We start from the raw sequence: 25943 nt of genomic DNA, 5'->3' as shown, positions 1-25943 counted from the left end.
GGCCTGGTGAACCACCCGGCGCCTTGCAAAGTGCTCGAATTCAAAATCTCAGAACGTCCTGCTGCGTCCGGACGGACGTACGGCGCTCTATGTCGGAATGGCCGGCTTATAGATAAATCGGCTCAATTCGTCCAGCCGCGCCGTGGCAGACGACACGCAAGGGCTTGAGACCCGAAAAGGCAGGCTTCGGCGGCCGTTCACCCCTCCAGATCGGACTCCAGCCGGTCGAGAATGCTGATCGCGTGCGTGGCATATTGGCTGATCCAGCGGTCGTGGATGTGCTTGATCGGCAGGGCGTTGAGATGGTTCCAACGCTCGCGGCCCTCGCGCCGCGCCACGACCATGTCTGCCTCCTCCAGCACTTTCAGATGCAGCATGATCGTGCAGCGGTCCATGTCGGGGAAGGCATCGCACAACATGCCGGTGGTCTGCGGCGCATCCTTCAGCCGGTCCAGCAACTCACGCCGGCGCGGATGCGCCAGCGCCTTGAAAACATTGTCGTCCTGCGAATGGCTTGACATGTTATTTTTCTATAACATATCGTTGAGCCATTCAAGGAAGGAGCTGTGGATATGTCTCTTGGATTCAGGGTTTCGGGCCGCATCGGCAAACCTGTCGCCGAAGTCTTCGACGCGGTCGTCAATCCGAAGAAGCTTAGCGGCTATTTCACTACGATCGGCGGCGCCAGCGCGCCGCTGGTGGCTGGTGCCGGTGTTGTCTGGTGGGGCAAGGTCCCCGTCGAGGTCGACGAAGTGATCAAGGACAGCCGCATGGTGCTGCACTGGGACGCCTCCGATGCCGACGGCAAGCCAGCCTACAAGACCCGCATCGAGATGAATTTCGAACCGCTCGATGATGGCGGCACCTTTGTCACCATCGCCGAGACCGGCTGGCGCGAGGACGCGGTCGGCCTGAAGAAGTCCTATCTCAATTGCGAGGGCTGGTCGCAGATGCTGGCCTGCATAAGGCCTATGTCGAATACGGCATCAATCTGCGCGACGGCTATTACCGCAGCGAGATGAAGGGCGAGCCGGCCAACGAGAACAACATCTGAAAAACCACCAAGATGACGGAGGCCTGCGATGAAGCAAGTGACGCCATTTCTGATGTTCGAGGGCAAGGCCGAAGAGGCAATGACCTTCTATTGCGAGACGATCCCCGACAGCAGCGTCCTTGACGTCACACGTTACGGCTCCGGCGAAGACGGCCCGGAAGGGACGGTCAAGCTGGCGCGCGTGTCCATAAGCGGTCTGGAAGTGATGGTCTACAACAGCCCCGTGCACCATGCCTTCACATTCACGCCGTCGGTCTCGCTGTATGTGGATTGCTCCACGGAGGCAGAGCTGAACGGCATTGTCGAGGCCCTGGCCAAGGACGGCAAATTTCTGATGCCGCTGGACAATTATGGTTTCAGCCGCCGGTTTGCATGGCTCAACGACAGGTTCGGAGTCTCCTGGCAAATCAATTTGGCATAGCGGGTTCTGGACCGAACCGGCCAATCGAACCTGAACACGGGAATGGAGCCAGCAAATGACCGCGAAGATCAGCGGCGGCATCAACATCGCCATGAAAGTGCCGCCACATCAATACCAGGCAACGATCGCCTTCTATCGCGACGTCATCGGCCTGAAGCCATTCACGGCCAAGGCGCCCGCTATCGGCTTTGAACTCGGTCCCAATCGCCTGTGGATCGACGAGGCGCCGATGCTTAGTCAGGCCGAGGTCTGGCTGGAACTGTTCACCGATGATTTTCCAGGCGCGGCGGACCATCTCGCCAAGGCCGGCGTCGTGCGCTGCGACGCCATCGAGGCACTGGGTGAAGGCTTTCGCGGCGGCTGGATCACCAACCCGGCCAACATCATTCACCTCGTGCGCGAACCCGATGCTTGGTGAACCGGGGCGGCGCCGTGGAAAGGAGGACGCTATGGAAATCCGTGAAACACCGACCGCCGAAGCCGGCATGCTGATAAGGCGGCCGGTCGCCGACGTGTTCGAAGCTATCGTTGATCCGGCGATCACGACAAAATTCTGGTTCACCCACGGCAGCGACAGGCTGGACAGCGGCAAGGAAATCCATTGGGAATGGCGCATGTATGGCGTCTCGACGACGGTAACGGTCAGCGAGATCGTGCCGAACGAGAAGATCGTCATGCAATGGAGCGATCCGCCGACCACGGTGGTGTGGACCTTTACCGAGATGCCGGGCGGCACGACCTTTCTCGAGGTCCGCAATTTCGGCTTTGCCGGCAGCCCCGATGAGCAGGTCAAGCAGGCGATCGACTCGACCGGCGGTTTTGCGCTGGTGCTCGCCGGCGCCAAGGCGTGGCTCGAGCAAGGCCTGACGCTTGGCCTGACCGGCGACCGCCATCCGAAGGGTTTGCCGGGGCATTAGGTCAACCGCGGTGGGCCATCCTCAGTGCCCGCCGCCCTTTGCCTTCTTCCGCCGCCGGGCCAGCATGTTGAGCCCTTCGACCAGTGCCGAAAAACCCATGGCAGCGTAGATGTAGCCCTTCGGAACGTGGTAACCCATGCCGTCGGCGATCAGCGTCATGCCGATCATCAGCAGGAACCCTAGCGCCAGCATGACGATGCTGGGGTTCCTGGCGATGAAATCGGCCAGCGGCCCGGCCGCCAGCATCATCACGCTCACCGCCACGATCACCGCGATGTACATGATCGCGATTTCGTCGGTCATGCCGACGGCGGTGATGATCGAGTCGATCGAGAAGACGAGGTCGAGCAGCAATATCTGGAAAATGGCGCCGGCCAGCGACAGCTGCAGTGTTTCGCCCATCATCGTGTCCTGGTGATCATCGAGATCGACCGTGTGGTGGATCTCCTTGGTCGCCTTCCAGACGAGGAACAGGCCGCCGGCAATCAGGATCAGGTCGCGCCATGAAAAGCCGTGGCCGAAGGCGGTGAATATCGGCATCGTCAACTGGACGATGATCGAGATGGTGGCCAGCAGGATCAGCCGCATCACCAGCGCGGCGGAGATGCCGAGCCGCCGGGCGCGGGCTCGCTGCGCTACCGGCAATTTGTTGGTCAAAATCGAGATGAAGATCAGATTGTCGATGCCGAGCACGACCTCCAGCACGATCAGCGTCAGCAGCGCGACCCATGCCGTCGGGTCGGAGACAAAGGCGAAATGCGGCGCCAGGAATTCGACTAGCTGCATGGAGGTCGTCCCCTCTACGATCTAGAGCAGTTTCGCCGGCAATTGGGTATTGCAAGCGTCCATATCAATGTCACGACCAGAAGGAAGGAGCCGTTTCCTCCAGCCGCGGGCCGCGGCGAAACGGCGCGATCCGTTCAGTCAGGCCGCTACGGTCGGAAATGTCGACGCCGACGCCGCACAATGTCGCCGGTCCGGTCGACGCCTCGAAACGGCCTTTCGGCACCTTGGACAAAAACCGGTTGAGCGGCTCCTCCTTGTCCATGCCGAGCGAGGAATCGTAATCGCCGCACATGCCGGCATCGGAAATATAACCGGTGCCGCCATTGAGGATCTGGTGATCGCCGGTCGGCTGATGCGTGTGGGTGCCGACAACAAGGCTGGCACGGCCGTCGACGAAATGGGCGAAGCACATTTTTTCCGAGGTCGCCTCGGCATGGAAATCGATGACGATCGCATCGGCCTGCTCGCCAAGCGGACAAGCGGCAAGTTCGCGCTCGCCGGCCTGGAACGGATCGTCGAGCTCGGGATGCATGAACACCCGGCCCATGATGTTGGCGACCAGCACGCGCGCGCCGTTCCTGGCGATGTAGACGCCTGAGCCGCGCCCCGGCGTGCCTTTCGGGAAGTTGGACGGACGCAGGAAGCGTTCCTCGCGCGGCGCGAAAATCAGCGCATCGCGTTGGTCCCAGACATGGTTGCCGGTGGTGACGACATCGGCGCCGGCCGAGATCGTCTCGCGAAAAATCTCCTCGGTGATGCCGAAGCCGCCGGCGGCGTTCTCGCCATTGACGATGACGAAGTCGAGTTTGAAATCCGAGATCAGGCCGGGCAGTTGTTCCCACACCGCCGTACGTCCTGTCTTGCCGACCATGTCGCCGAGAAAGAGAAGTCTCATATAAGCGTGATCCTGAACTGAAGGTCAGCGAAGCAAAAAGCTGCATGACTTTCGGAAAAGACCATGCGTCCAGGAACTTATCTACAATTTCGGCGCGAACAGGCGCAACCCGCTCTCGGTGAGTATTTCCGGAATGATCACGTCATGCGGCTCGTCCGGCACCAGGGCCACCTCCTGGCAGTCGAAGGCAATGCCGATCAGCCGCGGCTGCTGTCCGTTGTCGGCCAGCCGCGCGATCGCCCGGTCGTAATAGCCGGCGCCGTAACCGATGCGGTGGCCGCGCGCATCGAAGGCGGCAAGCGGCACCAGCATCACCTGCGGATCGAGTACCTCGGCTTCCTCATGCGGCCCGACGGTGCCGAAGCCCATGTCGATCATTGGCGCGCCGCGCACCAGTTCGCGAAAAACGATGGTGGTCTTGTCGAGAATGGCCGGCAGGCAGAGCCTCGCGCCCTTTTCGCGCAAGGCAAACATCAGCGGCCGGACGTCGACTTCCGAGCGCATCGGCCAGAAGCCTGAGACGATCTGGCCCGGCTCGACGGTGATCCAGTCGCGCGCCGTCTCGGCCATTTCGAGTGCTGCCTCTACCCGCCAGAACGGATCGAGCGCATCGCGGCGGCCGAGGGCTTCGTTGCGGAGATTTTTTTTCAGGTCTTTTCGGAAGGTCATGGAGTCAAGATAGAAAAAGTCGGATCTGGACGGGGTTTTGGGAGCGACGTTTCCTACCGCATGGCCCACTGAAATGTGAGTGACGATCCACACAACCGGTGGAGAGAGCGATCCCGGGAACCTACAAAGTAGGTGGGCGCCGTATGAGAAAACCCACGGGTCTTCCCAGGGACAGCTCCCTAGGGATCATTAAGGCCCCGGGGAAAATGTTCTCCTGCCGGGAAGCGCAGACCGTCCCCGCCAATATAGGCAGACGGCAGGCCCAGCGCCAGAGAGACGACACGGTTCGAGTCTTAAATCGACGCAGAACCCCTCAACGAGGTCAGCGCCGGCAAGATCCCCGCTTCGCCAGCAGCGCCTTGCACAGCGAAGGCCGCGTCCTTAGGGTCGCGCGATGAACCCGGGAGCAAAAATGCGTTTCGAAGGCACGGCAGCCTATGTTGCCGACAAGGATCTGATGGTGGCGGTCAACGCGGCGATCGCGCTGGAGCGGCCGTTGCTGGTCAAGGGCGAGCCCGGCACCGGCAAGACCGAACTTGCCCGCCAGGTGGCGGCAGCGCTCGGTCTGAATCTGATCGAATGGCACGTCAAATCGACCACGCGGGCGCAGCAGGGTCTCTATGAATACGATGCCGTCTCGCGGCTGCGCGACAGCCAGCTCGGCGACGAGCGCTTCAACGACATTCGCAATTACATCAAGCGCGGCAAATTATGGAATGCCTTTGCGGCCGGCAAGAAAGTCGTGCTTCTGATCGACGAGATCGACAAGGCCGATATCGAGTTCCCCAACGATCTGTTGCAGGAATTGGATAGGATGGAGTTCTTCGTCTACGAGACCGGCGAGACCATCCGCGCCACCGTCCGGCCGATCGTCATCATCACCTCCAACAACGAGAAGGAATTGCCGGACGCCTTCCTGCGCCGCTGCTTCTTCCACTACATCCGCTTCCCCGACGTCGACACTTTGCACAAAATCGTCGACGTGCATTATCCCGGCATCAAGCAGAAACTGGTGCGAGCGGCATTGACCCAGTTCTATGAGATCCGCGATGTGCCCGGCCTGAAGAAGAAGCCGTCGACCTCCGAGGCACTCGACTGGATCCGCCTGCTGGTCGCCGACGACATCGCGCCCGAGGACCTGCGCGCCGACCCGAAGAATGCGTTGCCGAAACTGCATGGCGCGTTGCTGAAGAACGAACAGGACGTGCATCTGTTCGAGCGCCTGGCCTTCATGGCGAGACGGCAGGGGTGAGGGGCTGGTCAGTCGGAAGCCGACGAAAGCCCTCGGACAGCGGTTTCCCGTCGCTGGACCGTTGCCCTTGGTCAGGGACGGAGGCAGCTTCGGGTTGCCGAGTTCAGAGGGAAATGAAATGACCGAGATCACCGTCCGCCCATTGGCGCAATCCGACCATGCCGATTGGCGGCGTCTGTGGACCGCCTATCTCACCTTCTACGAAACCAAGTTGCCGGAAGCGGTTTACGCCGTCACCTGGAAGCGGCTGTTCACGGCGGGCGAGTTCGAGCCGAAAGGCTTCATCGCCACCCTCGATGGCAAGGCCGTCGGCCTGACGCACTATCTCTACCATCGCTCCTGCTGGTCGGAGATAAACAACTGCTATCTGCAGGACCTGTTTGCCGACCCCGATGTGCGCGGCAAGGGCGTCGGCGCCGCCCTGATCGAAGCGGTCAGGCAGGAAGCCGGCAAGATCGGCGTCAAGAACGTCTACTGGATGACGCACGAGACCAACACCACCGCACGCAAGCTCTACGACCATGTGGCGCGCAGGACCGGCTTCATCGAGTATGATCTGCTGTAGACCGTGAGATGTTCATCCCCTTCTTCCTCGAACTGAAGGCAGCGCGGGTTCCGGTCTCGCTCCGCGAATATCTGTCGCTGCTGGAGGGGCTGGAGGCCGGGCTGGTCGACTATGATGTTGAGGGCTTTTACTATCTCGCCCGCGCCGCTCTGGTGAAGGACGAGCGCCACATCGACCGCTTCGACCAGGTCTTTTCGCACATCTTCAAAGGTGTCGAGGCGCGGGCTGGCGAAAACCCGGTCGATGTCGCAAACATCCCGGAGGAATGGCTGCGGAGGCTCGCCGAAAAGCACCTGACCGATGAGGAGAAGAAGCTGGTCGAGGCGCTGGGCGGCTTCGAAAAGCTGATGGCGAGGCTGAAGAAGCGGCTGGAGGAGCAAAAGGGCCGACATCAGGGCGGTTCGAAATGGATCGGCACCGGCGGCACCTCGCCCTTCGGCGCCTATGGCTACAATCCCGAAGGCGTGCGCATCGGCCAGCACGAAAGCCGCAACCGCCGCGCGGTAAAAGTCTGGGACAAACGCGAGTTCAGGAACTTCGACGATGCCGTCGAGCTCGGCACCCGCAACATCAAGGTCGCGCTGAAGCGCTTGCGCCGCTGGGTGCGCGAAGGCGCCGAAGAGGAATTCGACCTGCCAGGGACCATCCACGCCACCGCCGAGCACGGATATCTCGACGTTAAGACACAACCCGAACGTCGCAATGCGGTCAAGCTGCTGATGTTCTTCGATGTCGGCGGCTCGATGGACGACCACATCAGGAGCGTCGAGGAGCTATTTTCGGCTGCCCGCGCCGAATTCCGCCAGCTCGAATATTTCTATTTCCACAACTGCCTCTACGAGGGCGTGTGGAAGGACAATCGCCGCCGCCATGCCGAGGTGATTCCGACCTTCGATCTCCTGCATAAATATGGCCCCGACTACAAGGTGATCGTCGTCGGCGACGCCTCGATGAGCCCCTACGAGATCGCCCATCCCGGCGGCTCGGTCGAGCACTGGAACAAGGAGGCCGGCGCCGTCTGGCTTGGGCGGTTGCTGCAGCAATGGCCAAATGCCATATGGCTCAACCCGGAAGCCGAGAAGAACTGGGGTTTTACCCATTCGATTGCCATGATCCGCGATATTTTTGACGGCCGCATGTTTCCACTGACGCTCGCCGGCCTCGAAGCCGCGACGAAGCAACTTTCAAGGAAGCACTGAATGGATCCACGCAAAACAGGAAGGTCGACCTGTTTCCTTTGCCTGCAATGCGGTGTCCAGTTCGCGGCGACAGCGACGCCGCCGCGACATTGCCCGATCTGCGAGGACGAGCGGCAATATGTGCGTTGGGAGGGCCAGGCCTGGACCACGCCGGAAGAGCTCGCCGCCGGCCATCGGCTCGCGATGAGAGACGACGCCGGCGTGCTCGCCTTCGGCATCGAGCCGCGCTTCGCCATCGGCCAGCGGGCATTGCTGGCGCAAACGCCGCACGGCAATGTGCTGTGGGACTGCATTTCGATGGTCAGCGACGAGGCGGTGGCCGAGATCAACCGCCGGGGCGGCCTCGCCGCGATCGCCATTTCCCACTGCCATTATTATTCGGCAATGGTCGAGTGGAGCGAGGCGTTTGGCGGCGTGCCGATTTATCTGCACGCCGATGATTGTCAGTGGATCATGCGGCCGCATCCGGCGATCATCAGCTGGCAAGGCGAGACGCGCGCCATAAACCCGTCGCTGACGCTCATCCGCTGCGGCGGCCACTTTGCCGGTGGCCAGGTGCTGCACTGGAAGCGCGACGGCGGCAATGCCATCCTGGCCGGCGACATCGTGCAGGTGACGCCGACTCGCCGCCATCTCAGCTTCATGTACAGCTACCCGAACTACATCCCGCTCAACGCTTCGAAAGTGCTCGGCATCAAGGCCGCGCTGGAGCCTTTCGCGTTCGACCATATCTATGGCGCGTGGTGGAACCAGAACGTCATCGGAGATGCAAAGGCGGCATTTTCAGCATCGGTTGCGCGCTATCTCGCCGCCATCGCCTGAGGAATTCTTCGCGACAGGATAGAAATACGGGCAAACGCGGTAACAAATCCCTATTTCAGGCGAAGTTGGGAAGGCAACCCAAATAGCGACCTAAGCTAAGAGGAAAAAATGGACAGCCACACCTACCCCGTTACCCGCACCGACGCCGAATGGCGCGCCCGGCTGACGCCTGAGCAATATGCGGTGATGCGCAACCACGGCACCGAGCGGCCGGGAAGCTGCGCCCTGCTGCACGAGAAGCGCGCCGGCACCTTCTCCTGCGTCGGCTGCGACCAACCCTTGTTTGAATCCAAGCTGAAATTCGAGAGCGGCACCGGCTGGCCGAGCTTCAACGACCCGGTGCCGGGTTCGCTCGAGACTACTGTCGACCGCAGCTACGGCATGGTCCGCACCGAATGCCATTGCGCCCGCTGCGGCAGCCATCTCGGCCACGTCTTCGAGGACGGCCCGCCGCCGACCGGCCTGCGCTATTGCATCAACGGCGTGGCGCTCAAATTCGAGCCGGCCGCCTGATCGTCAGGCCACGACCACCAGGATCAGCCACAACGTGGCGCCAAGCGTCATCAGCGAGGCCTTGGCGCCACTTGATTTTCCGGCAGTTCGCCAAACGGCAAAAGTCAGGAAGATGTTGTAGGGCACCGGCGCGAAATGCACCGCCAGAACCAGCGCAAGCGGCAGCTTCAGCCCGAGCAGAATGAGCGCCACCACCGACGACGCGACGTTGATCGCTGTGCCGACAACAACCAGGTCGCGCCAGAACAGCCGATCGAGCGGCACGCCGCCGAGCCAGCGTGAGCGGAAGAAGGCGGCAACGCGCGACATGATCGTCATCGATCGACCGGCTCCTCGCTCTGCTCACCAGCGCAACCCTTCCACAAGGATTGCGTCTGGAAACCCTGCTTTATTCCTGACCCAGAACTTCGGCAATCGCGCGCTCGAAACGCGAGGCTTCCGTCACCAGCCAGTCGGTCATCGCCGGCCAATTGTCTTCGGCAAAACAATTCACCCGCCACATCGAATTGATGCCGAGGCCGTCGCAACTTTGTTCTGGCCTGAGCTTCAGCCTGTCTTCGATGGCCGGCTGGAACGGCTTCAGCCGCGACCAGGCTTGCGTGGCACCGAACTTCTCGTTGCGGCCGAAGAAGACGCCGACATGATTCTGCGCAGGCGCGACGTACATGGAAAGGACCAATGCGAAGTCGGGCAGCCCACGCTGCCAGAACCACGGTCCACGCCTCGCCAGCAGAGCCCTTTCATCCGGATGCCGTTCCGCGAACAGCGTCCAGAAGCTGCGTTGGCGGAATTCAGAGGCGCGGCGGGCGCCAAAATCGAATTCGCTCATGTTCGAACCGTTGAGGGGCGCCGCAACCGGCGCCCAAGGCTATTACCGGCCTACACCATTCCAAGCGCGGCCTTGTACAGATCGAGGATGGACTCCTCTTCCTGCCGCTCGGCCTGGTCCTTCTTGCGCAGCCGGATGATCGACCGCATCGCCTTAGTGTCGAAGCCGGTGCCCTTGGCCTCGGCGAACACTTCCTTGATGTCGTCGGCAATCGTCTTCTTCTCTTCCTCGAGCCGCTCGATACGCTCGATGAAGGCGCGCAACTGGCCGGCGGCAACAGTCTGGCTGGTCTCGGTGATGTCGTCGGCCATATTCTTCTCTCCGCGTCGTTTTCTCACCGCGACTCGGGGTGACCCGAGCGGCGAATTGCAGCGGTTCGATGCCCGACCGGGCGCGGCGGGTCAAGGTGCTATCGATGCGGCATGAAGGGCTGCTGCCAGGCGCCGACAAGGCTGTCTGATGCCGGCCTATTTCACCCGAATGCGATCAGCAGATCCTTGGCATCAATCTGGTCGCCGGCCTTGACGAGCACCTCGGCGATGGTGCCGTCGCGCTCGGCATGCAGCGCCGTTTCCATCTTCATCGCTTCGATCGACAGCAGCACGTCGCCGGCCTTCACCGCCTGGCCGGCAGCGACCGCAAGCGCCGAGACGACGCCGGGCATCGGCGCGCCGACATGCGCCTCATTGCCCGGCTCCGCCTTGCGCCGTGCCTTGGCAGCGGACGCGCCATGCGCCCGGTCCGGTACCTTCACGCGGCGCGGCTGGCCGTTGAGCTCGAAGAACACGGTGACCATGCCCTTTTCGTCGACATCGCCCATGGCAAGGCAGCGCACCACCAGCGTCTTGCCTTTCTCGATGTCGACGAAAATCTCGTCTTCCGGCTTCATGCCGTAGAAATAGGTCGGTGTCGGCAGCACGCTGACCGGGCCGTAGGTCTCCTGCGCGGCGGCGAAATCCGAAAACACCTTCGGATACATCAGCCACGACGCGAACTCGAACTCACTGAGCTTGCGCTCGAGCTTTTCCTCGACCTCCCTGCGGCTGGCCGTGAGGTCCGCCGCCTTGAGCAGCGAACCCGGCCGCACCGTGATCGGCTTTTCGCCCTTCAGCACCTTCTTCTGCAATGGCTTTGGCCAGCCGCCCGGCGACTGGCCGAGGTCGCCGCGCAACATCGACACCACAGAATCCGGGAAGGCGATGTCCCGCGCCGGATTCTCGACGTCGGCGACGGTCAGGTCCTGGCTGACCATCATCAGCGCCATGTCGCCGACGACCTTGGACGACGGCGTCACCTTGACGATATCGCCGAACATCAGATTGACGTCGTGATAGGTCTGCGCCACTTCGTGCCAGCGCGTCTCCAGCCCAAGCGAGCGCGCCTGTTCCTTGAGGTTGGTGAACTGCCCGCCAGGCATTTCGTGCAGATAGACCTCCGATGCTGGCCCCTTCAGGTCGCTTTCGAAGGCGGCGTACTGGTTGCGCACCGCCTCCCAGTAGAACGAGATATTCCTGATCCATTGCGGGTCGAGGCCCGGATCGCGCTCGGTGCCCTTCAGCGCCTCGACGATCGAACCCAGGCATGGCTGCGAGGTGTTGCCAGATAGCGAATCCATCGCCGCGTCGATGCCGTCGACACCGCTCTCCACCGCTGCCAGCACGGTGGCCGCCGACAGGCCGGATGTGTCGTGCGTGTGGAAGTGGATCGGCAGGTCTGTCGCCTCGCGCAGTGCCTTGAACAGCACGCGGGCAGCACTCGGCTTTAGAAGCCCCGCCATGTCCTTGACGGCAATGATATGGGCGCCCGCCGCCTGCAATTCGCTGGCCAGGCCGACATAGTATTTCAGATCGTATTTCGCCCGCGCCGGATCGAGTATGTCGCCGGTATAGCAGATCGCCGCTTCGATCAGCTTGCCCTCGGCGCCGACCGCATCCATGGCCACACGCATGTTCTCGACCCAGTTCAGGCAGTCGAAGACGCGGAACAGGTCGATGCCGCCAGCAGCGGCCTGGTGGACGAAATGCTGGACGACATTGTCGGGATAGTTAGTATAGCCAACGCCGTTGGCGCCACGCAGAAGCATCTGCAGCAGAAGATTGGGTGCTGCCTCGCGCACCAGCGACAGCCGCTCCCATGGATCTTCGGTGAGGAAGCGCATGGCGACGTCGAATGTTGCGCCGCCCCAGCATTCGAGTGACAAAAGCTGCGGCAGAGCGCGCGCATAGGTGCCGGCGATGCCGGCGATGTCATAGGTGCGCACACGCGTCGCGAGCAAGGATTGATGCCCGTCGCGCATTGTCGTGTCGGTGACCAGCACCTCTTTTTGCTCGCGCATCCACGCCGCGAATTTCTCCGGCCCGAGCACGTCGAGCTTCTGCTTGCTGCCGTCAGGCACATTGCCGTTGAGATATGGCACCACCGGTGGCGCCGCATCTGCTTTTGGCTGCGGCCGGCCGCGCGTCTCGGGATGGCCATTGACCGAAACGTCGGCAAGATAGTTGAGCAGCTTGGTCGCGCGGTCCTGCCGCTTCACGCTGGCGAACAGTTCCGGCGTCGTGTCGATGAACTTGGTGGTGTAGGAATTGTCGGCGAAGCTCCGGTGATTGATGATCGCCTCGAGAAAGGTGAGATTGGTCGCCACGCCCCGGATTCGGAATTCGCGCAACGCCCGGTTCATGCGGGCGATGGTCTCGGCCGGCGTCGGCGCCCACGCCGTCACCTTTTCCAGCAATGGATCGTAGAAGCGGGTGATGACCGCGCCCGAATAGGCGGTGCCCCCATCAAGGCGGATGCCGAAGCCGGTGGCGCCGCGATAGGCGGTGATGCGGCCATAGTCGGGGATGAAATTATGCTCGGGGTCTTCAGTGGTGATGCGGCACTGCAGCGCGTGCCCGTTGAGCCTGATGTCCTTCTGCGTCGGCACGCCCGATTCCGCCGTGCCGATGGCAAAGCCGTCGAGTATGTGGATCTGTGCTTTGACGATGTCGATGCCGGTCACTTGTTCGGTGACGGTGTGCTCGACCTGGATGCGCGGATTGACCTCGATGAAATAGAATTTTCCGGTATCGGCATCCTGCAGGAACTCGACCGTGCCGGCGCCGATATAGCTGGTTTCGCGCGCGATCCTCAGCGCATAGGCGCAAAGCTCCTCGCGCTGCGACATTTCGAGATAGGGAGCCGGCGCCCGCTCGACCACTTTCTGGTTGCGGCGCTGGATCGAACAATCGCGCTCGAACAGATGCACCGCATTGCCATGCGTGTCGCCCAGCACCTGCACCTCGACATGGCGGGCGCGCTCGATCAGCTTCTCGAGATAGACCTCGTCCTTGCCGAAAGCCGCCTTCGCCTCACGCTTGCCTTCCATCACCTCGCGGGCGAGATCGGCCTCGGAGCGGATGGCGCGCATGCCGCGGCCGCCGCCGCCCCAGGACGCCTTGAGCATCACCGGGTAGCCGATCGTCCTGGCGAGTTCCTTCACCGCCGCCATGTCGTCCGGCAAGGGATCGGTGGCGGGAATTACCGGCACACCGACTTCGATTGCGAGATTGCGGGCGGCGACCTTGTTGCCCAGCCTGCGCATCGTATCCGGCTTTGGCCCGATGAAGATGATGCCGGCCGTGGCGCAGGCCTCGGCGAATTCCGGGCTCTCCGACAGCAGGCCGTAGCCTGGATGGATGGCATCGGCGCCCGAAAGCCTGGCGACGCGGATAACCTCCTCGATCGACAGATAGCTTTCGATCGGCCCCATATCCCTGGTCAGGTGCGGCCCGCGCCCGACCTGGTAGCTTTCGTCGGCCTTGAAGCGATGCAGGGAGTATTTGTCTTCCTCCGCCCAGATCGCCACGGTTTTGAGGCCGAGTTCATTAGCCGCGCGGAAGACGCGGATGGCAATTTCGGAGCGGTTGGCGACAAGGATCTTCGAGATTGCCAAGGTCAGGGCTCCGGACACGGGGAAGGGAACTGCCGGACATGATTAGCGCGAAAATGCTGCAGTGCAAACAAAATCGGGCAGCGGCTAAACCGATTTAAATCAACTCGATGCCGTCAAAACGGAAATGCCCGGCGCAAGCGCCGGGCATCTCCAAAATTATCGTCGTCGACAGGCTTACATCTTCTGGATGTAGGTGTACTTGCCGTCGTCGCCCTTCTTCCACTCGTACATGACGTAGCCGGGCAACGTCGGATCGCCCTTCGCGTCATAGGAGAGGTCGCCCAGAACGGTCTTGAACGGACCCTTCTCATGCAGCGCCTTGGCAACTTCCTGCGGGTCGTTCGACTTGGCAACGGTGGCTGCTTCGGCGATCGCCTGCATGGCGGCGTAGGAGTAAAGCGTGTAGGCCTCCGGTTCGAAGCCCTGCGCGCGGAACTTCTCGACGAGTTCCTTGTTCGTCGGGATCAGACGCGGATCCGGGCCGAACGTGTTCAGCGTGCCCGCAACTGCGTCGCCAGCGATCGAGGCCAGCTCGTTCGACACGATGCCGTCGCCGGAAACCAGCGTCGCCTTGAGGCCCTGGTCAGCCGCCTGGCGGATGATCAGGCCGGCTTCGGTGTGCAGGCCACCCCAATAGATGATGGAAACGCCGGCTTCCTTCATCTTGGCGATCAGCGCCGAGAAGTCCTTGTCGCCGACATTGACGCCTTCGTACATGACTTCCGTCAGGCCGGCTGCGTTCATCGCCTTCTTGGTCTCATCGGCAAGGCCCTGGCCGTAGGTCGTCTTGTCGTGGATGACCGCGATCTTGGCATCCTTGAAGTTCGCCGCGAGATAGGCGCCGGCGATGCTGCCCTGCTGGTCGTCACGTCCGCAGGTGCGGAACGTGTTCCACATGCCGCGTTCGGTGAACTTCGGATTGGTCGCGGCCGGCGTGATCTCGAGGATGCCGTTTTCCGCGTAGACTTCCGACGCCGGGATCGAGACGCCCGAGTTGAAGTGGCCAACCACGAACTTGACGCCGTCGCCGACGAACTTGTTGGCGACCGAGATGCCCTGCTTCGGATCGGAGACGTCGTCGCCGACCGAGAGCTTGATCTGCTCGCCATTGATGCCACCGGCCGCATTGATGTCGGCGACGGCCTGTTCGGCACCCTTCTGCAGCTGCGCGCCGAAGGCGGCATTCGGACCGGTGATCGGACCGGCGACGCCAACCAGGACGTCAGCCCACGCGCTGCCGCTGAACGCGATCAGCGCGGTCAGGGCGACGGCGGACAAAAGTGATTTTTTCATGTAAAACGCTCCCATTTACGGAGTGGGCGTTGGATGATGCTTTCATGCGATGCCCACTTTTACTCGCAGAAAACGTACTTTGCCGATTTTCAGGCACTTGTCACGCCGATTCATCCCCGAAACGGCGTTAATCATGAACGTCAACCTTTCGGCTTCCAGCTCAAAACCGATGCTCTTTCATAGAGCCAATTATACTGTGTCACCATCTGGTTTGTGCGCGTGTATTGATAGCCGATGAAGCCCAATATCATCAGTACGATCGTATCCACGATATAGTAATGCAGCGAGAACATCGTGCCGCCGAACAGCGCGTGATGAATGAACCTTACGCCAATGCCAAGGCCGAGCATGTAGGCGAACAATTGGAGGAAGCTGCGCCATGTCTGGGCGCTGGCCTTGCCGGTCATCCATGCCGCCCAGCCGCCGAGCAGGCAGGTGACGAAGAAGAACTGCCAGATCGAGGGTTCCTCGTAGAGAATGCCCTGCATGATGAAGTCTCCTGAACTCAGTGGTGGCCGCCTTCGAGATAGGCGGCGCGCACTTCCGGATTGGCGAGCAGCTCCTTGCCGGTGCCGCTCATCGTCACATTGCCGTTGACCATGACATAGCCGCGCGTCGCGAGCTTCAGCGCGCCGAAGGCGTTCTGCTCGACCAGGAACACTGTCAGCCCTTGGGTCCGGTTCAACTCGCGGATGGCGTCGAAGATCTGCTTCACGATCAGCGGCGCCAGGCCGAGCGACGGCTCGTCGAGCAGGAGCAGCTTCGGCCGTGCCATCAGCGCACGCCCGATCGACAGCATCTGCTGTTCGCCGCCCGACAGGGTGCCGCCGCGCTGGGCGATGCGTTCCTTCAGGCGCGGAAACAGCGTGAACACCTTCTCGACGTCCTCGTCGTAATGCTTGAGGCCGTCGAGGCTGGCGCCCATCTGCAGGTTTTCCATCACCGTCATGCGCGGGAAGATGCGCCGGCCCTCCGGCGACTGGGCGATCCGCATGCGCGCGATCTCATGCGTTGGCATCTGGGTAATATCGGTGCCGGCGAAGGTGATCGTGCCCGCCCGGGCCCGCGGAGCACCAAAAATGGTCATCATCAGCGTCGACTTGCCGGCGCCGTTGGCGCCGATCAGCGCCACGATCTCGCCCTGCCTGACGGTGACGTCGACACCGTTCAGCGCCCTGATGTTGCCGTAGTAGGTCTGGACGCCTTTGATATCGAGCAGCGTTGTGCCGGCCATCACTTGCGCCCTCCGCGCTTGCCCGCAGGTGCGGCAGCAGTCTTGCCGGCAACTGTTTTCGCAGTTTTCCCGGAAGCGTGGCTCGTTTCCACTTTCCCGGCGTCGACGCGGCGCGAAAATTCCGTCTCCTTGCCGGCGGCGAGAAGCTTGGCCTGACCAACCCAGTCCTCACGGGCGATGCGTCCGTCGAAGGCGAGATAGGCCTCGACGGCCGCGACGTCGGCTTTCTTCCATGCCGCGATCTGGTCGAAATGGAAGATGCCGTGCTGGTTAAGCTTCTTCTCGTTGACCGTGCCGATGCCCTTGATGCAGGTCAGATTGTCGGCCTCGCCGCCACGTGGCGCTGTGAGCCGGTTCGAAACGCCCGCGACCTTCGACTTGGCCGGCGCCTTAGCCGTGGAGGGTTTCGCGGTCGGCTTAGCTGCAGCGGGTTCCGCCTTGGCCGGGGGAGCGGCGGCTTGCGCTGCTGCCTTGCTTGCCGCGGCACTCGACTTTGCATCGAACTGCCCGGCTTTCGAGGCGCCTTTCGACACGGTCACGCGCTCGCCCTCGCTGTGGCCGATCGTATCGGTCACCGGTCCGGCGAGATACGAAGACGATGTGCCTGGGCCGTGCGCGGAATCGGGACCGGTGTCCAATTGCTCGATGACGTCCTCGTCGCCGACTTCGGTCAGTACCGTCTCGACTTCCTCGTCTTCGACGCCGAGATAGGCAGCGATGACGCGCGGGTCCGTGCGTACCGAATGCGGGCTGCCGTCCGATATCTTGCGCCCGTATTCGAGCACCACGACGTGGTCGGAAATCTGCATGACCACCGCCATGTCGTGCTCGATCAGCAGGATCGAGGTGCCGGTGTTGTCTTTGATGTCCATCAGCAGCGCGTTGAGCGCCATTGATTCTTTCGGATTGAGGCCGGCAGCCGGCTCGTCGAGGCAGAGCAACTCCGGACCCGTGCACATCGCCCGCGCGATCTCGAGGCGTCGTTGCGCGCCATAGGGCAGGTCGCCGGCCGGGTCGTCGGCACGGTCGACGAGATCGGCCTTCTCCAGCCAGTGCCTGGCCAGTTCGACCGACTCGGCCGATGCCTTCCGGTAGCCGCTGAAGCCGAACAGGCCGAGCACGGTGTAGCCGGACGCCTTCATCAGCTTGTTGTGCTGGGCTACCAGCAGGTTCTCGAGCAGCGTCATGCCCGAGAACAGGCGGATGTTCTGAAAGGTGCGCGCCACCTTGGCGCGTGCCGGGATTTCATGGTTCGGCAGGCGTTCGAGCAGATAGCTCGAGCCGTCGCGCCTATTGAGCGTGAGCATGCCTTCCGACGGTTTGTAGAAACCGGTGATGCAATTGAACACCGTGGTCTTGCCGGCGCCGTTCGGTCCGATCAGCGCGGTGATCTCGCCGCGCTTGGCCTGGAAGGAGAGATCGCCGATGGCGACCAGACCGCCGAATTTCATCGACAGATGGTCGACCTGCAGGATGGCATCGTTCATGGGAGATGGGTTCGTATCACTCATCAGCCGTGGCCTTCCTTGGTGAAGGAGCCGGATACGGCCTTGCTCTTCTTGAGGAAGGCTGTCGGTTCACGGCTGCCGACGAAGCCGCGCGGCTTCCACAGCATGACGATGACCATGGCCATGCCGAATAAAAGCATGCGGTAGAGTTCCGGGGTGAAGTCGGGGCCGAAGACCTGCTTCAGGAAATCGAGTTCGCGCAGCACCTCCGTGCCGCCGATCATCACCATGGCGGCGACGGCGATGCCAACCAGCGAACCCATGCCGCCAAGCACGACCATAGCCAGAATGATGGCCGACTCCAGGAAGATGAAGGATTCGGGGCTGACGAAACCTTGCCGTGCCGCGAAGAACGAGCCGGCGAAGCCGCCGAACATGGCGCCGGTGGCAAAGGCAGTGAGCTTGGTGGTGGTGGTGTTGATGCCGAGCGAGCGGCAGGCGATCTCATCCTCGCGCAGCGCTTCCCAGGCGCGGCCGACAGGCATGCGCCTTAGCCTTATCGTGACGAAGGCGGTGAGCAGGCAGAGCCCCAGGATCAGATAGTAGAGGAATATCTTGTAGTAGGCGCTCGATGTGGCGATATCCAACACCTTGGCGATATAATTCGGATCCGAAACGTTGAACGTCATCAGGCCGAAAAAGGTGACCTTGGGGATGCCGGAGATGCCGGCCGAGCCGTTCGTAACCTCGCGCCAATTGATCAGCACGAGACGAATGATCTCGCCGAAGGCAAGCGTCACGATCGCCAGATAATCGCCGCGCAGACGCAGCACCGGAAACCCGAGCAATACCCCCCAGAAGGCGGCCATGGCGCCGGCGGCGGGCAGCAGGATCCAGAACGACAGGCCAAAATGCGTGCCGAGCAGCGCATAGGCATAGGCGCCGACCGCGTAGAAGGCGACGTAGCCGAGATCGAGCAGGCCGGCGAGGCCGACGACGATGTTCAGCCCCCAGGCCAGCATCACATAGATCAGGATCTGGATGCCGAAATTGTCGACCCATTTCAGTGAACCCTGGAACCCGCCGGCCATCGACCCTGCGTACACGGCAAGCACCGCCACGACGATGATCGGGTAGAGCGCCAGTGCGGTTATGCCCAACGCCGAGAAATGGGCGAGGATGAAGGTGCGGAAATAGAACAGCACCGAGGCCAGCGCATAGATGATCGCCAGCGCCCGCGCGAAGCGCGCATAACCGGCGAGACCCGGCCCCAGCAGACCATCGAGCGAGCCGGCCAGCAGCGCCAGCACAGCCACTACGACGACGGCCGCAATGAAATACGGCAACCGGAAGAACCGCGTCGCCACGCTTTCCGGCAACAGCCCGGTGGCGATGTCGGCAATCTTCTGGTTGGCCATGAAGGGCTGGCCGTAGGCAACGTAGAGAAAGCGGCCGAGCATGGTGGCGATCACCACGGCGGCGAGCAGGCCCCAGCGCTGTACGAGGATCAGCTCGTTGGAGATGTTCTGATCGGTCCGCAGGCCGATGAACAGCACGAACAGGCCGAGCGCGATGGCACCAGCATAAAGCGCCTCGCGCGTGGCGCGTTGCACTGGGGTGGCGACGACGCCGCGCTCCGGAGATACAGTGACCGCCATGACCTCAGACCTTTTCGACTTCTGGCCGGCCCAATATGCCGGAAGGCAGGAAGATCAGGACGATCGCCAGGATGGAGAAGGCGGCGACGTCCTTGTAGTCGATCGAGAAATAAGCCGACCACATGCTTTCGATGAAGCCGATCATCAGCCCGCCGAGCACGGCGCCGGGCAGCGAGCCGATGCCGCCGAGCACCGCCGCGGTGAACGCCTTCACGCCGGGCGTGAAACCGTCGGAGAAGGCGATGACGCCGTAATACATCAGGAACAGCGTGCCGGCGACGGCAGCAAGGGCCGCACCCATGACGAAGGTGATCGAGATGGTGCGGTCGACGTCGATGCCAAGCAACGCCGCCATCTTGCGGTCCTGCTCGCATGCCCTTTGCGCCCGGCCCAGTGAGGTCTTGTTGACCAAATACCAGAACAGCGCCAGCAGCAGCGCGGTGACGATGACGATGATGATCTGCTTCAGCGATACGCTGATGCCCTCGATGTTGTAGACCGTGGACACCATCGGCGGGATCGGCTTGTTGCGCGGCCCTTGCGTCACCTGGACGAAGTTCGACAGGGCGATCGACATGCCGATCGCGGTGATCAGCGGGGCCAGCCGGAACGAACCGCGCAAAGGCCGGTAGGCCACCTTCTCGATCGTCCAATTATACAGGCTGGTCAGCAGCATCGCGACGATCATCATGATCAGCAGCGCGATCACCACCGGCAAGGAATAGAACAATGCGCCGAGAATGAGGAAAACGATGAGGGCGGTGAATGCCCCGACCATGAAGATGTCGCCATGGGCAAAATTGATCATGCCGATGATGCCGTAGACCATCGTATAGCCGATCGCTATCAGCCCATAGATCGATCCCAGCGTCAGCCCATTGATAAGCTGCTGGACAAAATACTGCATGCTGTCGTGGCTCCCCTGGAATGTCGCCCATGCAGACGCATTCCTTTTCGTATTTCCCCTAGTCGTAAAGTTTCGAGCCCGGATTGCAACGTGATTTTTCGATGGCTATGCGTGTTTTCGCCGCACGCCGTCCGATTGCCCGTTTTATTCCCGTCCGGCCCCTGGACCATCGCGGACCCTACCATTGGCCTAACGCAATGTCTTTGACGATTCAACCGCACCATGCGCCTCGTTTCGAAGAAATCGCCGTCAAAATAAGTTGATGAGCGGGATCGTTGCGTCGTTGATCGCAATCCGTTTACGCTCTCTTTCTTCCCCTGCGTCAGCGTTTTTTCTATTTGACGACGAAGCCGTGCGCGAACGGGTCGCGGTCGTCGATGAAGATCGTGTTCAATCCGGTCATCCGTGCCCAGCCGCCGATCGACGGAATGATCGCCGGCTTGCCGGCGACGGTGACCTCTTTTTCCACCCTGCCCTTGAACAGCGAGCCGATGATCGATTCATGGACGAAGTCGTCGCCAACCCCAAGCTTGCCCTTGGCGTGAAGCTGCGCCATCCGCGCCGAGGTGCCGGTGCCGCAGGGCGAGCGGTCGATCGCCTTGTCGCCGTAGAAGACGGCGTTGCGGGCATCGGCTTGCGGGTTGGTCGGCGCACCGGTCCACAATATGTGCGACAGCTTGTCGATGCCGGGATTCTCCGGGTGGACGAAGGAATATTTCTCGTTGAGCCGCTGCCGCACCACCGGGCTCCAGGCGATCAGCTCGCCCGCCGAATGGTCGGCCATGTCGCGATAGTTCGTTTGCGGTTCGACGATGGCGTAGAAATTGCCGCCATAGGCGACATCGACGCTGATCTCGCCGAGCCCGGGGCATTCGACCGTCAGTCCCTCGGCATGGAGGAAGGACGGCACATTGGTGATGCGCACCTCCTCGACATAGTCGCCGACCTGCTTGTACTCGGCGACGACCAGGCCCGCCGGCGTATCCAGCCTGAGCACGCCCGGCGTCTTCGGCTTGATCAGCCCATGTTCGACGGCAAAGGTCACAGTGCCGATTGTGCCGTGGCCGCACATCGGCAGACAGCCGGAGGTTTCGATGAACAGGATGGCGATGTCGCAATCCTCGCGCGTCGGCGGATAGAGGATCGAGCCGGACATCACGTCATGGCCGCGCGGCTCGAACATCAGCCCGGTGCGGATCCAGTCATATTCGGCCAGGAAATGCGCTCGCCGCTCCATCATCGTCGAGCCGTTGAGCAGCGGTCCGCCGCCGGCGACCAGCCGCACCGGATTGCCGCAGGTGTGGCCGTCTATGCAGAAGAAGGAATTCTTGGCCATGCCGGCTCCCAACTGAATGTCTTCGATCTCAAAACCGTTGCGGACTGAACGGACCGAGATCGAGCGATGGACTCTGCCCGAGAACGAGCTCACGGATCAAGCGTCCGGTCGCCGCGGCCTGGGTCAGGCCGAGATGACCATGGCCGAAGCCATACACCACCGACGGCGTTTTTTGCGACCGCCCGATCACCGACAACGAATCCGGCAGCGACGGCCGGAACCCCATCCATTCGCGGCCATTGGCCGGATCCAGCCCTGGCAGGAATTTTTGCGCCTTTTCGAGCAGTGCTTTCGAGCGCGCATAATTGGGCGGCCTTTCGAGGCCGCCGAGCTCGACCGCGCCACCGACGCGCAGGCCGGTCTCGAGCGGCGTGATGACAAAGCCATGCCCGGAGAAGATCAATTGCCGCTTTACGTCGAACGCAGTCTTCGGCAGCGTCGTGTTGTAGCCACGCTCGGTCTCCAGCGGGATGCCGTCGCCGAGATGTCTTGCCAGCAGATGCGACCAGGCCCCGGCAGCGATGACGACATGCTTTGCCCGACGCGTCGTACCGTCGGCCATGGTCAGGATCGCGTCGCCCTGTCCCGCCTCGATACGCTCGATCCGGGCCTTTTCGAACCCCGCGCCCAACCTCTCGGCATAGGCCCATAAGGCCTTTCCAAGCAGCTTGGGGTCGGCGACGGTCTTCCACCCCGGCACGAACGTGCCCCTGGCGAAGCGCGGCGACAGGCCGGGCTGCAAGGCGGCGAGAGCGCTGCCTTCGACATGGTTGAAGCCGATGCCGAAGCGCTGCCTTGCCGCCCAGCCGGGCAGCGACGCCTTGAACTCGGCCTCGCTTTCGTAGAGTTCGAGCGAGCCGTCCTCGTGCAGCATCGGCCGTGTGCCGGAACGGTCGAGCAAGCCCATCCATTCCGCCTCGGCGAGCTTCATCATCCCGGCCTGCGCGGCAAGGCCGGCTTCATAGCGGTCGCTTCGGCCGGCCCGCCAGAAGCGGACCAGCCAAGGCAACAGCTTCGGCAAATAGGCGGGCGGAATACTGAGCGGGCCGAGCGGGTCGGCGAGCCATTTCGGCAGCTGCCTGATCATGCCCTTGTGGGCGAGCGGCAGCACATCGGAGAAGGCAAAGGCAGCGGCATTGCCGGAGCTGGTTTCCTCGCAGATCCCCGTCCGATCGAAGATCGTGACGTTTCGCCCCGCCTCGGCCAGAAAGGCGGCGGCGCAGATGCCGATGATGCCGCCACCAATGATGGCAACATCGAGCGTAGCATCATCATTCATTGCCATGCGCCGCGCTGCACATCTGCAAATAGCCTCAAAGTGACTGGATCAGAATGTCGGCAGCTCTGGCCGCACCGCCAGCGCATCCCTGACGATCTTTTCGACAGCCTTGCGGCGCTCGCCCGACAATGGCTGGCGCGGCATGCGCACCCGGTCATTGGTATCGATGGCGAAGACTTCCGCGAGCTTGATGTTCTGCACCAGATAGGTCGATACGTCGAGATCGAGCAGCGGCCGGAACCAGCGGTAGATCTTCAGCGCCTCCTCACGGCGGCCCTGTCTCATCAGCTGGTAGATAGCGACCGTCTCGCGCGGGAACGCGGTGACCAGGCCCGCCACCCAGCCGATAGCGCCGACCGACAGCGCCTCGAAGGCGAGATTGTCGACGCCGGTGAACAAATCGTAGCGGTCGCCGAGGCGGTTGATGATCTCGGTCGAGCGGCGGATATCGTCGGAGGACTCCTTGATGGCGACGAAGCGCTGGTCCTTCGCCAGTTCCTCCATCTGGTCGACGGTGACGTCGACGCGGTAGGCAAACCGGTTGGAGTAGATCATCACCGGCAGGTCGCCGGCCGCGGCGACGGCGCTGAGTGCCGCGACTGTCTCCTCGGCATTGGTATGGTAGATCGGGCTCGGCACCACCATCAAACCGTTGGCGCCTTCTTTTGCGGCGCGGCGCGCGATCGTCGCCGCCTCGCGTGTGCCGGCTTCGTTGACCGTCAACAGCACCGGTTTGTTGCCGGCGATCTTCTGCGCGGTCTTCAGCACCTCGATCTTTTCGTCATGCGACAGCATCGGTCCTTCGCCAAGCGAGCCACAGACGATGATGCCGTCGCAGCCGGCCTCCATCTGCAGCGCAAAGCAGCGCTCCATCTCGGCATGGTCGAGGCGATCATCCTCGGTGAATTTGGTCGTAACGGCGGGGAAAACTCCGGCCCACATGTCGGTTGCTCCATCTGATATATCAGTCGTATATTTCTTAAGAAGCCGGCTGTCAACGTTGAATCTGATATGATATATCAAAAATATATCAGGAGATGCCGCATTGGTATATGACAACCCAGGCTCCGAGCCGGCGACTGCGAAGGCCTACCGCAGGCTCGAGCATATGATCGTGACGCTCGAACTGGCGCCCGCGAGCTTCATCACCGAGGGGGCGCTGATCGACAGGCTCGGCCTCGGCCGCACCCCGGTGCGCGAAGCGATCCAGCGGCTGGCCTGGGAGGGGCTGCTCGAGGTCCGGCCGCGTGCCGGCATTGCCATTGCCCCGCTTCACCCTGGCGACTGGCTGCGCGTCCTCGACGCCCGCCGCGGCGTCGAGGTCGTGCTTGCCCGCTCGGCCGCCCGCTTCGTCACCCGCGAGGCCGCCGACCTGTTTCATGACGCAGCGCTGGCCATGCAAAAGGCCGTGATTTCGGAAAATGTTCTTTGCTTCATCCAAGCCGACAAGGCGCTTGATGAGGCGCTGGCGCTGGCTGCAGACAACCCGTTCGCGGCGCGCCTGGCGGCGCCCTTGCAAACCCACAGCCGCCGCTTCTGGTTCCGCTACAAGGCCGATACCGGCTTGGCCGAATCCGCCGAGCACCATGTCGCATTGATCCGCTCGATCCTCGCCGGCGACGAAGAGGCCGCGGCCAAGGACGCCAAGCGGCTGATGGCGTTGCTGCGCGGCCACGCTGAGGCAGCTGCTACGCGCTGACGCCGCCCGCTCCCTCATGAGTTTTGGCCGGGCAGGGCGTCCACGCTTTCCCAATTTTCGCCGGCTGCGACAATGCAGCTTCTGCCGGCGACGTCGGTCACGATGACCGTCCAGCTTCCGCTATCGGCGACAAAAACTTCCATGACCGCCTCCTGACCGATCAGTCCGAGAGCAAACTGTCTTTCCTGGAAATTCTCGGCCAGGTGGGCGACGAGGTCGCCATGTTCAACGCAGTATTGATATTGGGCGCTTGCGGCATTCGTACCCACCGCGAATAAGCCAGCAAAAGCTACGGTCTTCACCCATCCTAACAGCGATTTGCGTGCCATAGGGCACCTCCTTTGCCATCACGATCCGGCAAAGGGAGGTGATTGACGGCCTCATTTTGCCGGAGCGATCCAGGCCGGTTCCGACGTCATCATCGCGTCGCTCCTTTCCGTGTTCCGGTCTGCCGCCAGCGGGAACGATTCTGGATGTTCTCGCTATGTTCCATATATGGTATCGCTAACGAAAAATAGCAAGCCGTGCGCGCCTCAAGTGGGCGCGGGGAGATCCGTTTCAAGGTCGCCGAGAACAGGGCCGCAGCCCGGCTGTCGTGCCGAGGCTGCGGCCAGGTGAATAGGAAGGCCTACTTCAGGTACCGGGCAGCGCCGCTATCGTCATCGCGCTCTCCCAGCCTTCGCCGACTGAAATCACGCAGCTTTGACCTTTTGTATCGCTGGCGAGGATGGTCCAGGTGCCCTTGTCGGAAACGAAGACTTCAAGCACCACATTCGGATTGACGACGCCAACCGCGCTCGGGTTTTCATGAAACTTCTCGCCGAGCGCCTTGACCATATCGGCGCGTGCCGCGCATTGCTCGGCAGCCATTGCCGGGATGGCGGAAAGCGCCGCCGTTGCCGCGCAAGCTATGATCGCCATGAGACGTGTCATCTGACATCTCCTTTGCGCCGGACGATATCCCCCGGAGCCGTCACCAGCGCCGTTGGTTGATCTGCCAACTCCTCCTTCGCGGCAGGACTGCAACCTAAGAGGATTGCTGCCTTCTTGGTTCCATCACATTCGTGTTCATGCCGATGAGGACGGCGACAAAAAAGGCCCGGGCTCCAAGCCCGGGCCTTTTCTTGCTTTCTGCGATTTGGATCAGTTCATCGTCGGGATGACGAACTCGGCGCCGTCCTTCACGCCGGCCCGCGCGCCCGCAGCCGAAGCGAGGACGCGCAGACAGGAAACCGT

General features: G+C 62.1%; 28 protein-coding genes, 1 other RNA gene and 1 pseudogene. 10 read left to right on the top strand and 20 right to left on the bottom strand.

The genetic code is table 11. The features are described 5' to 3' along the window. Positions 1–197 precede the first annotated feature (197 nt). Complete coding sequence (locus tag NKH29_RS04220; RefSeq protein ID WP_352640131.1) at positions 198–521, bottom strand: ArsR/SmtB family transcription factor; 324 nt, start codon at positions 519–521, stop codon at positions 198–200. Positions 522–572: 51 nt separating this feature from the next. Here NKH29_RS04220 and NKH29_RS04215 point away from each other — a divergent pair. The 4 genes and pseudogenes from NKH29_RS04215 (at position 573) to NKH29_RS04200 (ending at position 2392) form a co-directional block, all read left to right on the top strand. Then, a pseudogene (locus NKH29_RS04215) lies at positions 573–1054 on the top strand (SRPBCC domain-containing protein). Between the two features lie 28 nt (positions 1055–1082). Beyond that, a complete protein-coding gene (locus NKH29_RS04210; protein ID WP_352640129.1) occupies positions 1083–1475 on the top strand; it encodes a VOC family protein in 393 nt (130 codons plus the stop codon). A gap of 55 nt (positions 1476–1530) precedes the next feature. After that, on the top strand, positions 1531–1893 hold the full coding sequence (locus NKH29_RS04205) for a hypothetical protein (RefSeq protein ID WP_352640128.1): 363 nt from the start codon (positions 1531–1533) through the stop codon (positions 1891–1893). A gap of 31 nt (positions 1894–1924) precedes the next feature. After that, entirely contained in the window at positions 1925–2392 is a 468-nt protein-coding gene (locus NKH29_RS04200) for an SRPBCC family protein (RefSeq protein ID WP_352999090.1), read from the top strand. A gap of 21 nt (positions 2393–2413) precedes the next feature. Here the strand turns inward: NKH29_RS04200 and NKH29_RS04195 are convergent, their stop codons facing one another. From NKH29_RS04195 to ssrS, 4 genes are all read right to left on the bottom strand, one after another. Continuing rightward, positions 2414–3178, bottom strand: a complete 765-nt coding sequence (locus tag NKH29_RS04195) for a TerC family protein (protein WP_352494148.1) — start codon at positions 3176–3178, stop codon at positions 2414–2416. A 70-nt stretch (positions 3179–3248) separates the two neighbouring features. Next, complete coding sequence (locus tag NKH29_RS04190) at positions 3249–4073, bottom strand: TIGR00282 family metallophosphoesterase (protein WP_023678036.1); 825 nt, start codon at positions 4071–4073, stop codon at positions 3249–3251. Between the two features lie 81 nt (positions 4074–4154). Further along, positions 4155–4742: a 5-formyltetrahydrofolate cyclo-ligase gene (locus NKH29_RS04185; RefSeq protein WP_352640126.1), complete on the bottom strand. Its 588-nt coding sequence runs from the start codon at positions 4740–4742 to the stop codon at positions 4155–4157. An 80-nt stretch (positions 4743–4822) separates the two neighbouring features. Next, a non-coding RNA gene (gene ssrS / locus NKH29_RS04180) (6S RNA) lies at positions 4823–4978 on the bottom strand. Positions 4979–5154: 176 nt separating this feature from the next. On the opposite strand from ssrS, the gene NKH29_RS04175 reads away from it, so the two are divergent. The 5 genes from NKH29_RS04175 (at position 5155) to msrB (ending at position 9093) form a co-directional block, all read left to right on the top strand. Further along, positions 5155–5994, top strand: a complete 840-nt coding sequence (locus NKH29_RS04175) for an AAA family ATPase (RefSeq protein WP_352999089.1) — start codon at positions 5155–5157, stop codon at positions 5992–5994. Between the two features lie 118 nt (positions 5995–6112). After that, on the top strand, positions 6113–6559 hold the full coding sequence (locus NKH29_RS04170) for a GNAT family N-acetyltransferase (RefSeq protein WP_023719647.1): 447 nt from the start codon (positions 6113–6115) through the stop codon (positions 6557–6559). An 8-nt stretch (positions 6560–6567) separates the two neighbouring features. Further along, positions 6568–7758: a vWA domain-containing protein gene (locus NKH29_RS04165; RefSeq protein WP_023719648.1), complete on the top strand. Its 1191-nt coding sequence runs from the start codon at positions 6568–6570 to the stop codon at positions 7756–7758. Beyond that, complete coding sequence (locus NKH29_RS04160) at positions 7759–8580, top strand: MBL fold metallo-hydrolase (RefSeq protein WP_352480939.1); 822 nt, start codon at positions 7759–7761, stop codon at positions 8578–8580. A gap of 108 nt (positions 8581–8688) precedes the next feature. Next, complete coding sequence (gene msrB / locus NKH29_RS04155; RefSeq protein ID WP_023719650.1) at positions 8689–9093, top strand: peptide-methionine (R)-S-oxide reductase MsrB; 405 nt, start codon at positions 8689–8691, stop codon at positions 9091–9093. A 3-nt stretch (positions 9094–9096) separates the two neighbouring features. On the opposite strand, the gene NKH29_RS04150 is transcribed toward msrB, so the two are convergent. The 13 genes from NKH29_RS04150 to NKH29_RS04090 form a co-directional block, all read right to left on the bottom strand. Then, entirely contained in the window at positions 9097–9411 is a 315-nt protein-coding gene (locus NKH29_RS04150; RefSeq protein ID WP_023719651.1) for a hypothetical protein, read from the bottom strand. Between the two features lie 70 nt (positions 9412–9481). Continuing rightward, a complete protein-coding gene (locus tag NKH29_RS04145) occupies positions 9482–9922 on the bottom strand; it encodes a hypothetical protein (protein WP_023719652.1) in 441 nt (146 codons plus the stop codon). A gap of 50 nt (positions 9923–9972) precedes the next feature. Then, a complete protein-coding gene (locus NKH29_RS04140; RefSeq protein ID WP_023719653.1) occupies positions 9973–10233 on the bottom strand; it encodes a DUF2312 domain-containing protein in 261 nt (86 codons plus the stop codon). A gap of 161 nt (positions 10234–10394) precedes the next feature. Then, positions 10395–13853 (bottom strand): pyruvate carboxylase, encoded by a 3459-nt coding sequence (gene pyc / locus NKH29_RS04135; protein ID WP_352480942.1) that lies wholly within the window; start codon positions 13851–13853, stop codon positions 10395–10397. A 174-nt stretch (positions 13854–14027) separates the two neighbouring features. Next, on the bottom strand, positions 14028–15146 hold the full coding sequence (locus tag NKH29_RS04130; protein WP_023719655.1) for a branched-chain amino acid ABC transporter substrate-binding protein: 1119 nt from the start codon (positions 15144–15146) through the stop codon (positions 14028–14030). A gap of 140 nt (positions 15147–15286) precedes the next feature. Then, on the bottom strand, positions 15287–15634 hold the full coding sequence (locus NKH29_RS04125; RefSeq protein WP_023719656.1) for a DUF6867 family protein: 348 nt from the start codon (positions 15632–15634) through the stop codon (positions 15287–15289). Positions 15635–15651: 17 nt separating this feature from the next. Next, positions 15652–16380 (bottom strand): ABC transporter ATP-binding protein, encoded by a 729-nt coding sequence (locus tag NKH29_RS04120; protein WP_023719657.1) that lies wholly within the window; start codon positions 16378–16380, stop codon positions 15652–15654. After that, positions 16380–17891 carry an ATP-binding cassette domain-containing protein gene (locus tag NKH29_RS04115; RefSeq protein WP_352999087.1) on the bottom strand — a complete coding sequence of 504 codons (1512 nt, stop codon included), beginning with the start codon at positions 17889–17891 and terminating at the stop codon, positions 16380–16382. The genes NKH29_RS04120 and NKH29_RS04115 overlap by 1 nt, the downstream gene beginning before the upstream one ends. Beyond that, positions 17891–19486: a high-affinity branched-chain amino acid ABC transporter permease LivM gene (gene livM, locus NKH29_RS04110; protein ID WP_352999085.1), complete on the bottom strand. Its 1596-nt coding sequence runs from the start codon at positions 19484–19486 to the stop codon at positions 17891–17893. Before livM ends, NKH29_RS04115 begins: the two co-directional genes overlap by 1 nt. Positions 19487–19490: 4 nt before the next feature. Continuing rightward, positions 19491–20393, bottom strand: coding sequence for a branched-chain amino acid ABC transporter permease (locus tag NKH29_RS04105; RefSeq protein WP_023719660.1), 903 nt, complete (start codon positions 20391–20393; stop codon positions 19491–19493). A gap of 334 nt (positions 20394–20727) precedes the next feature. Beyond that, positions 20728–21729, bottom strand: coding sequence for a 4-hydroxyproline epimerase (locus NKH29_RS04100; protein WP_352480944.1), 1002 nt, complete (start codon positions 21727–21729; stop codon positions 20728–20730). Between the two features lie 28 nt (positions 21730–21757). Further along, positions 21758–23008 carry an NAD(P)/FAD-dependent oxidoreductase gene (locus NKH29_RS04095; protein WP_352815015.1) on the bottom strand — a complete coding sequence of 417 codons (1251 nt, stop codon included), beginning with the start codon at positions 23006–23008 and terminating at the stop codon, positions 21758–21760. A 48-nt stretch (positions 23009–23056) separates the two neighbouring features. Continuing rightward, positions 23057–23950, bottom strand: a complete 894-nt coding sequence (locus NKH29_RS04090) for a dihydrodipicolinate synthase family protein (protein WP_352999084.1) — start codon at positions 23948–23950, stop codon at positions 23057–23059. A 103-nt stretch (positions 23951–24053) separates the two neighbouring features. On the opposite strand from NKH29_RS04090, the gene NKH29_RS04085 reads away from it, so the two are divergent. Next, a complete protein-coding gene (locus tag NKH29_RS04085; RefSeq protein ID WP_023719664.1) occupies positions 24054–24707 on the top strand; it encodes a GntR family transcriptional regulator in 654 nt (217 codons plus the stop codon). Between the two features lie 14 nt (positions 24708–24721). Here NKH29_RS04085 and NKH29_RS04080 read toward each other — a convergent pair whose 3' ends face one another. Continuing rightward, positions 24722–25036, bottom strand: coding sequence for a hypothetical protein (locus tag NKH29_RS04080; RefSeq protein ID WP_023719665.1), 315 nt, complete (start codon positions 25034–25036; stop codon positions 24722–24724). Between the two features lie 304 nt (positions 25037–25340). Further along, positions 25341–25640, bottom strand: a complete 300-nt coding sequence (locus NKH29_RS04075) for a hypothetical protein (RefSeq protein ID WP_023719666.1) — start codon at positions 25638–25640, stop codon at positions 25341–25343. Positions 25641–25943 lie beyond the last annotated feature (303 nt).

The sequence above is a fragment of the Mesorhizobium sp. M1295 genome, from assembly GCF_040318135.1.
In the GTDB taxonomy this organism is placed as follows: Bacteria; Pseudomonadota; Alphaproteobacteria; order Rhizobiales; family Rhizobiaceae; genus Mesorhizobium.
This window is presented reverse-complemented; position numbering and strand designations above follow the sequence as displayed.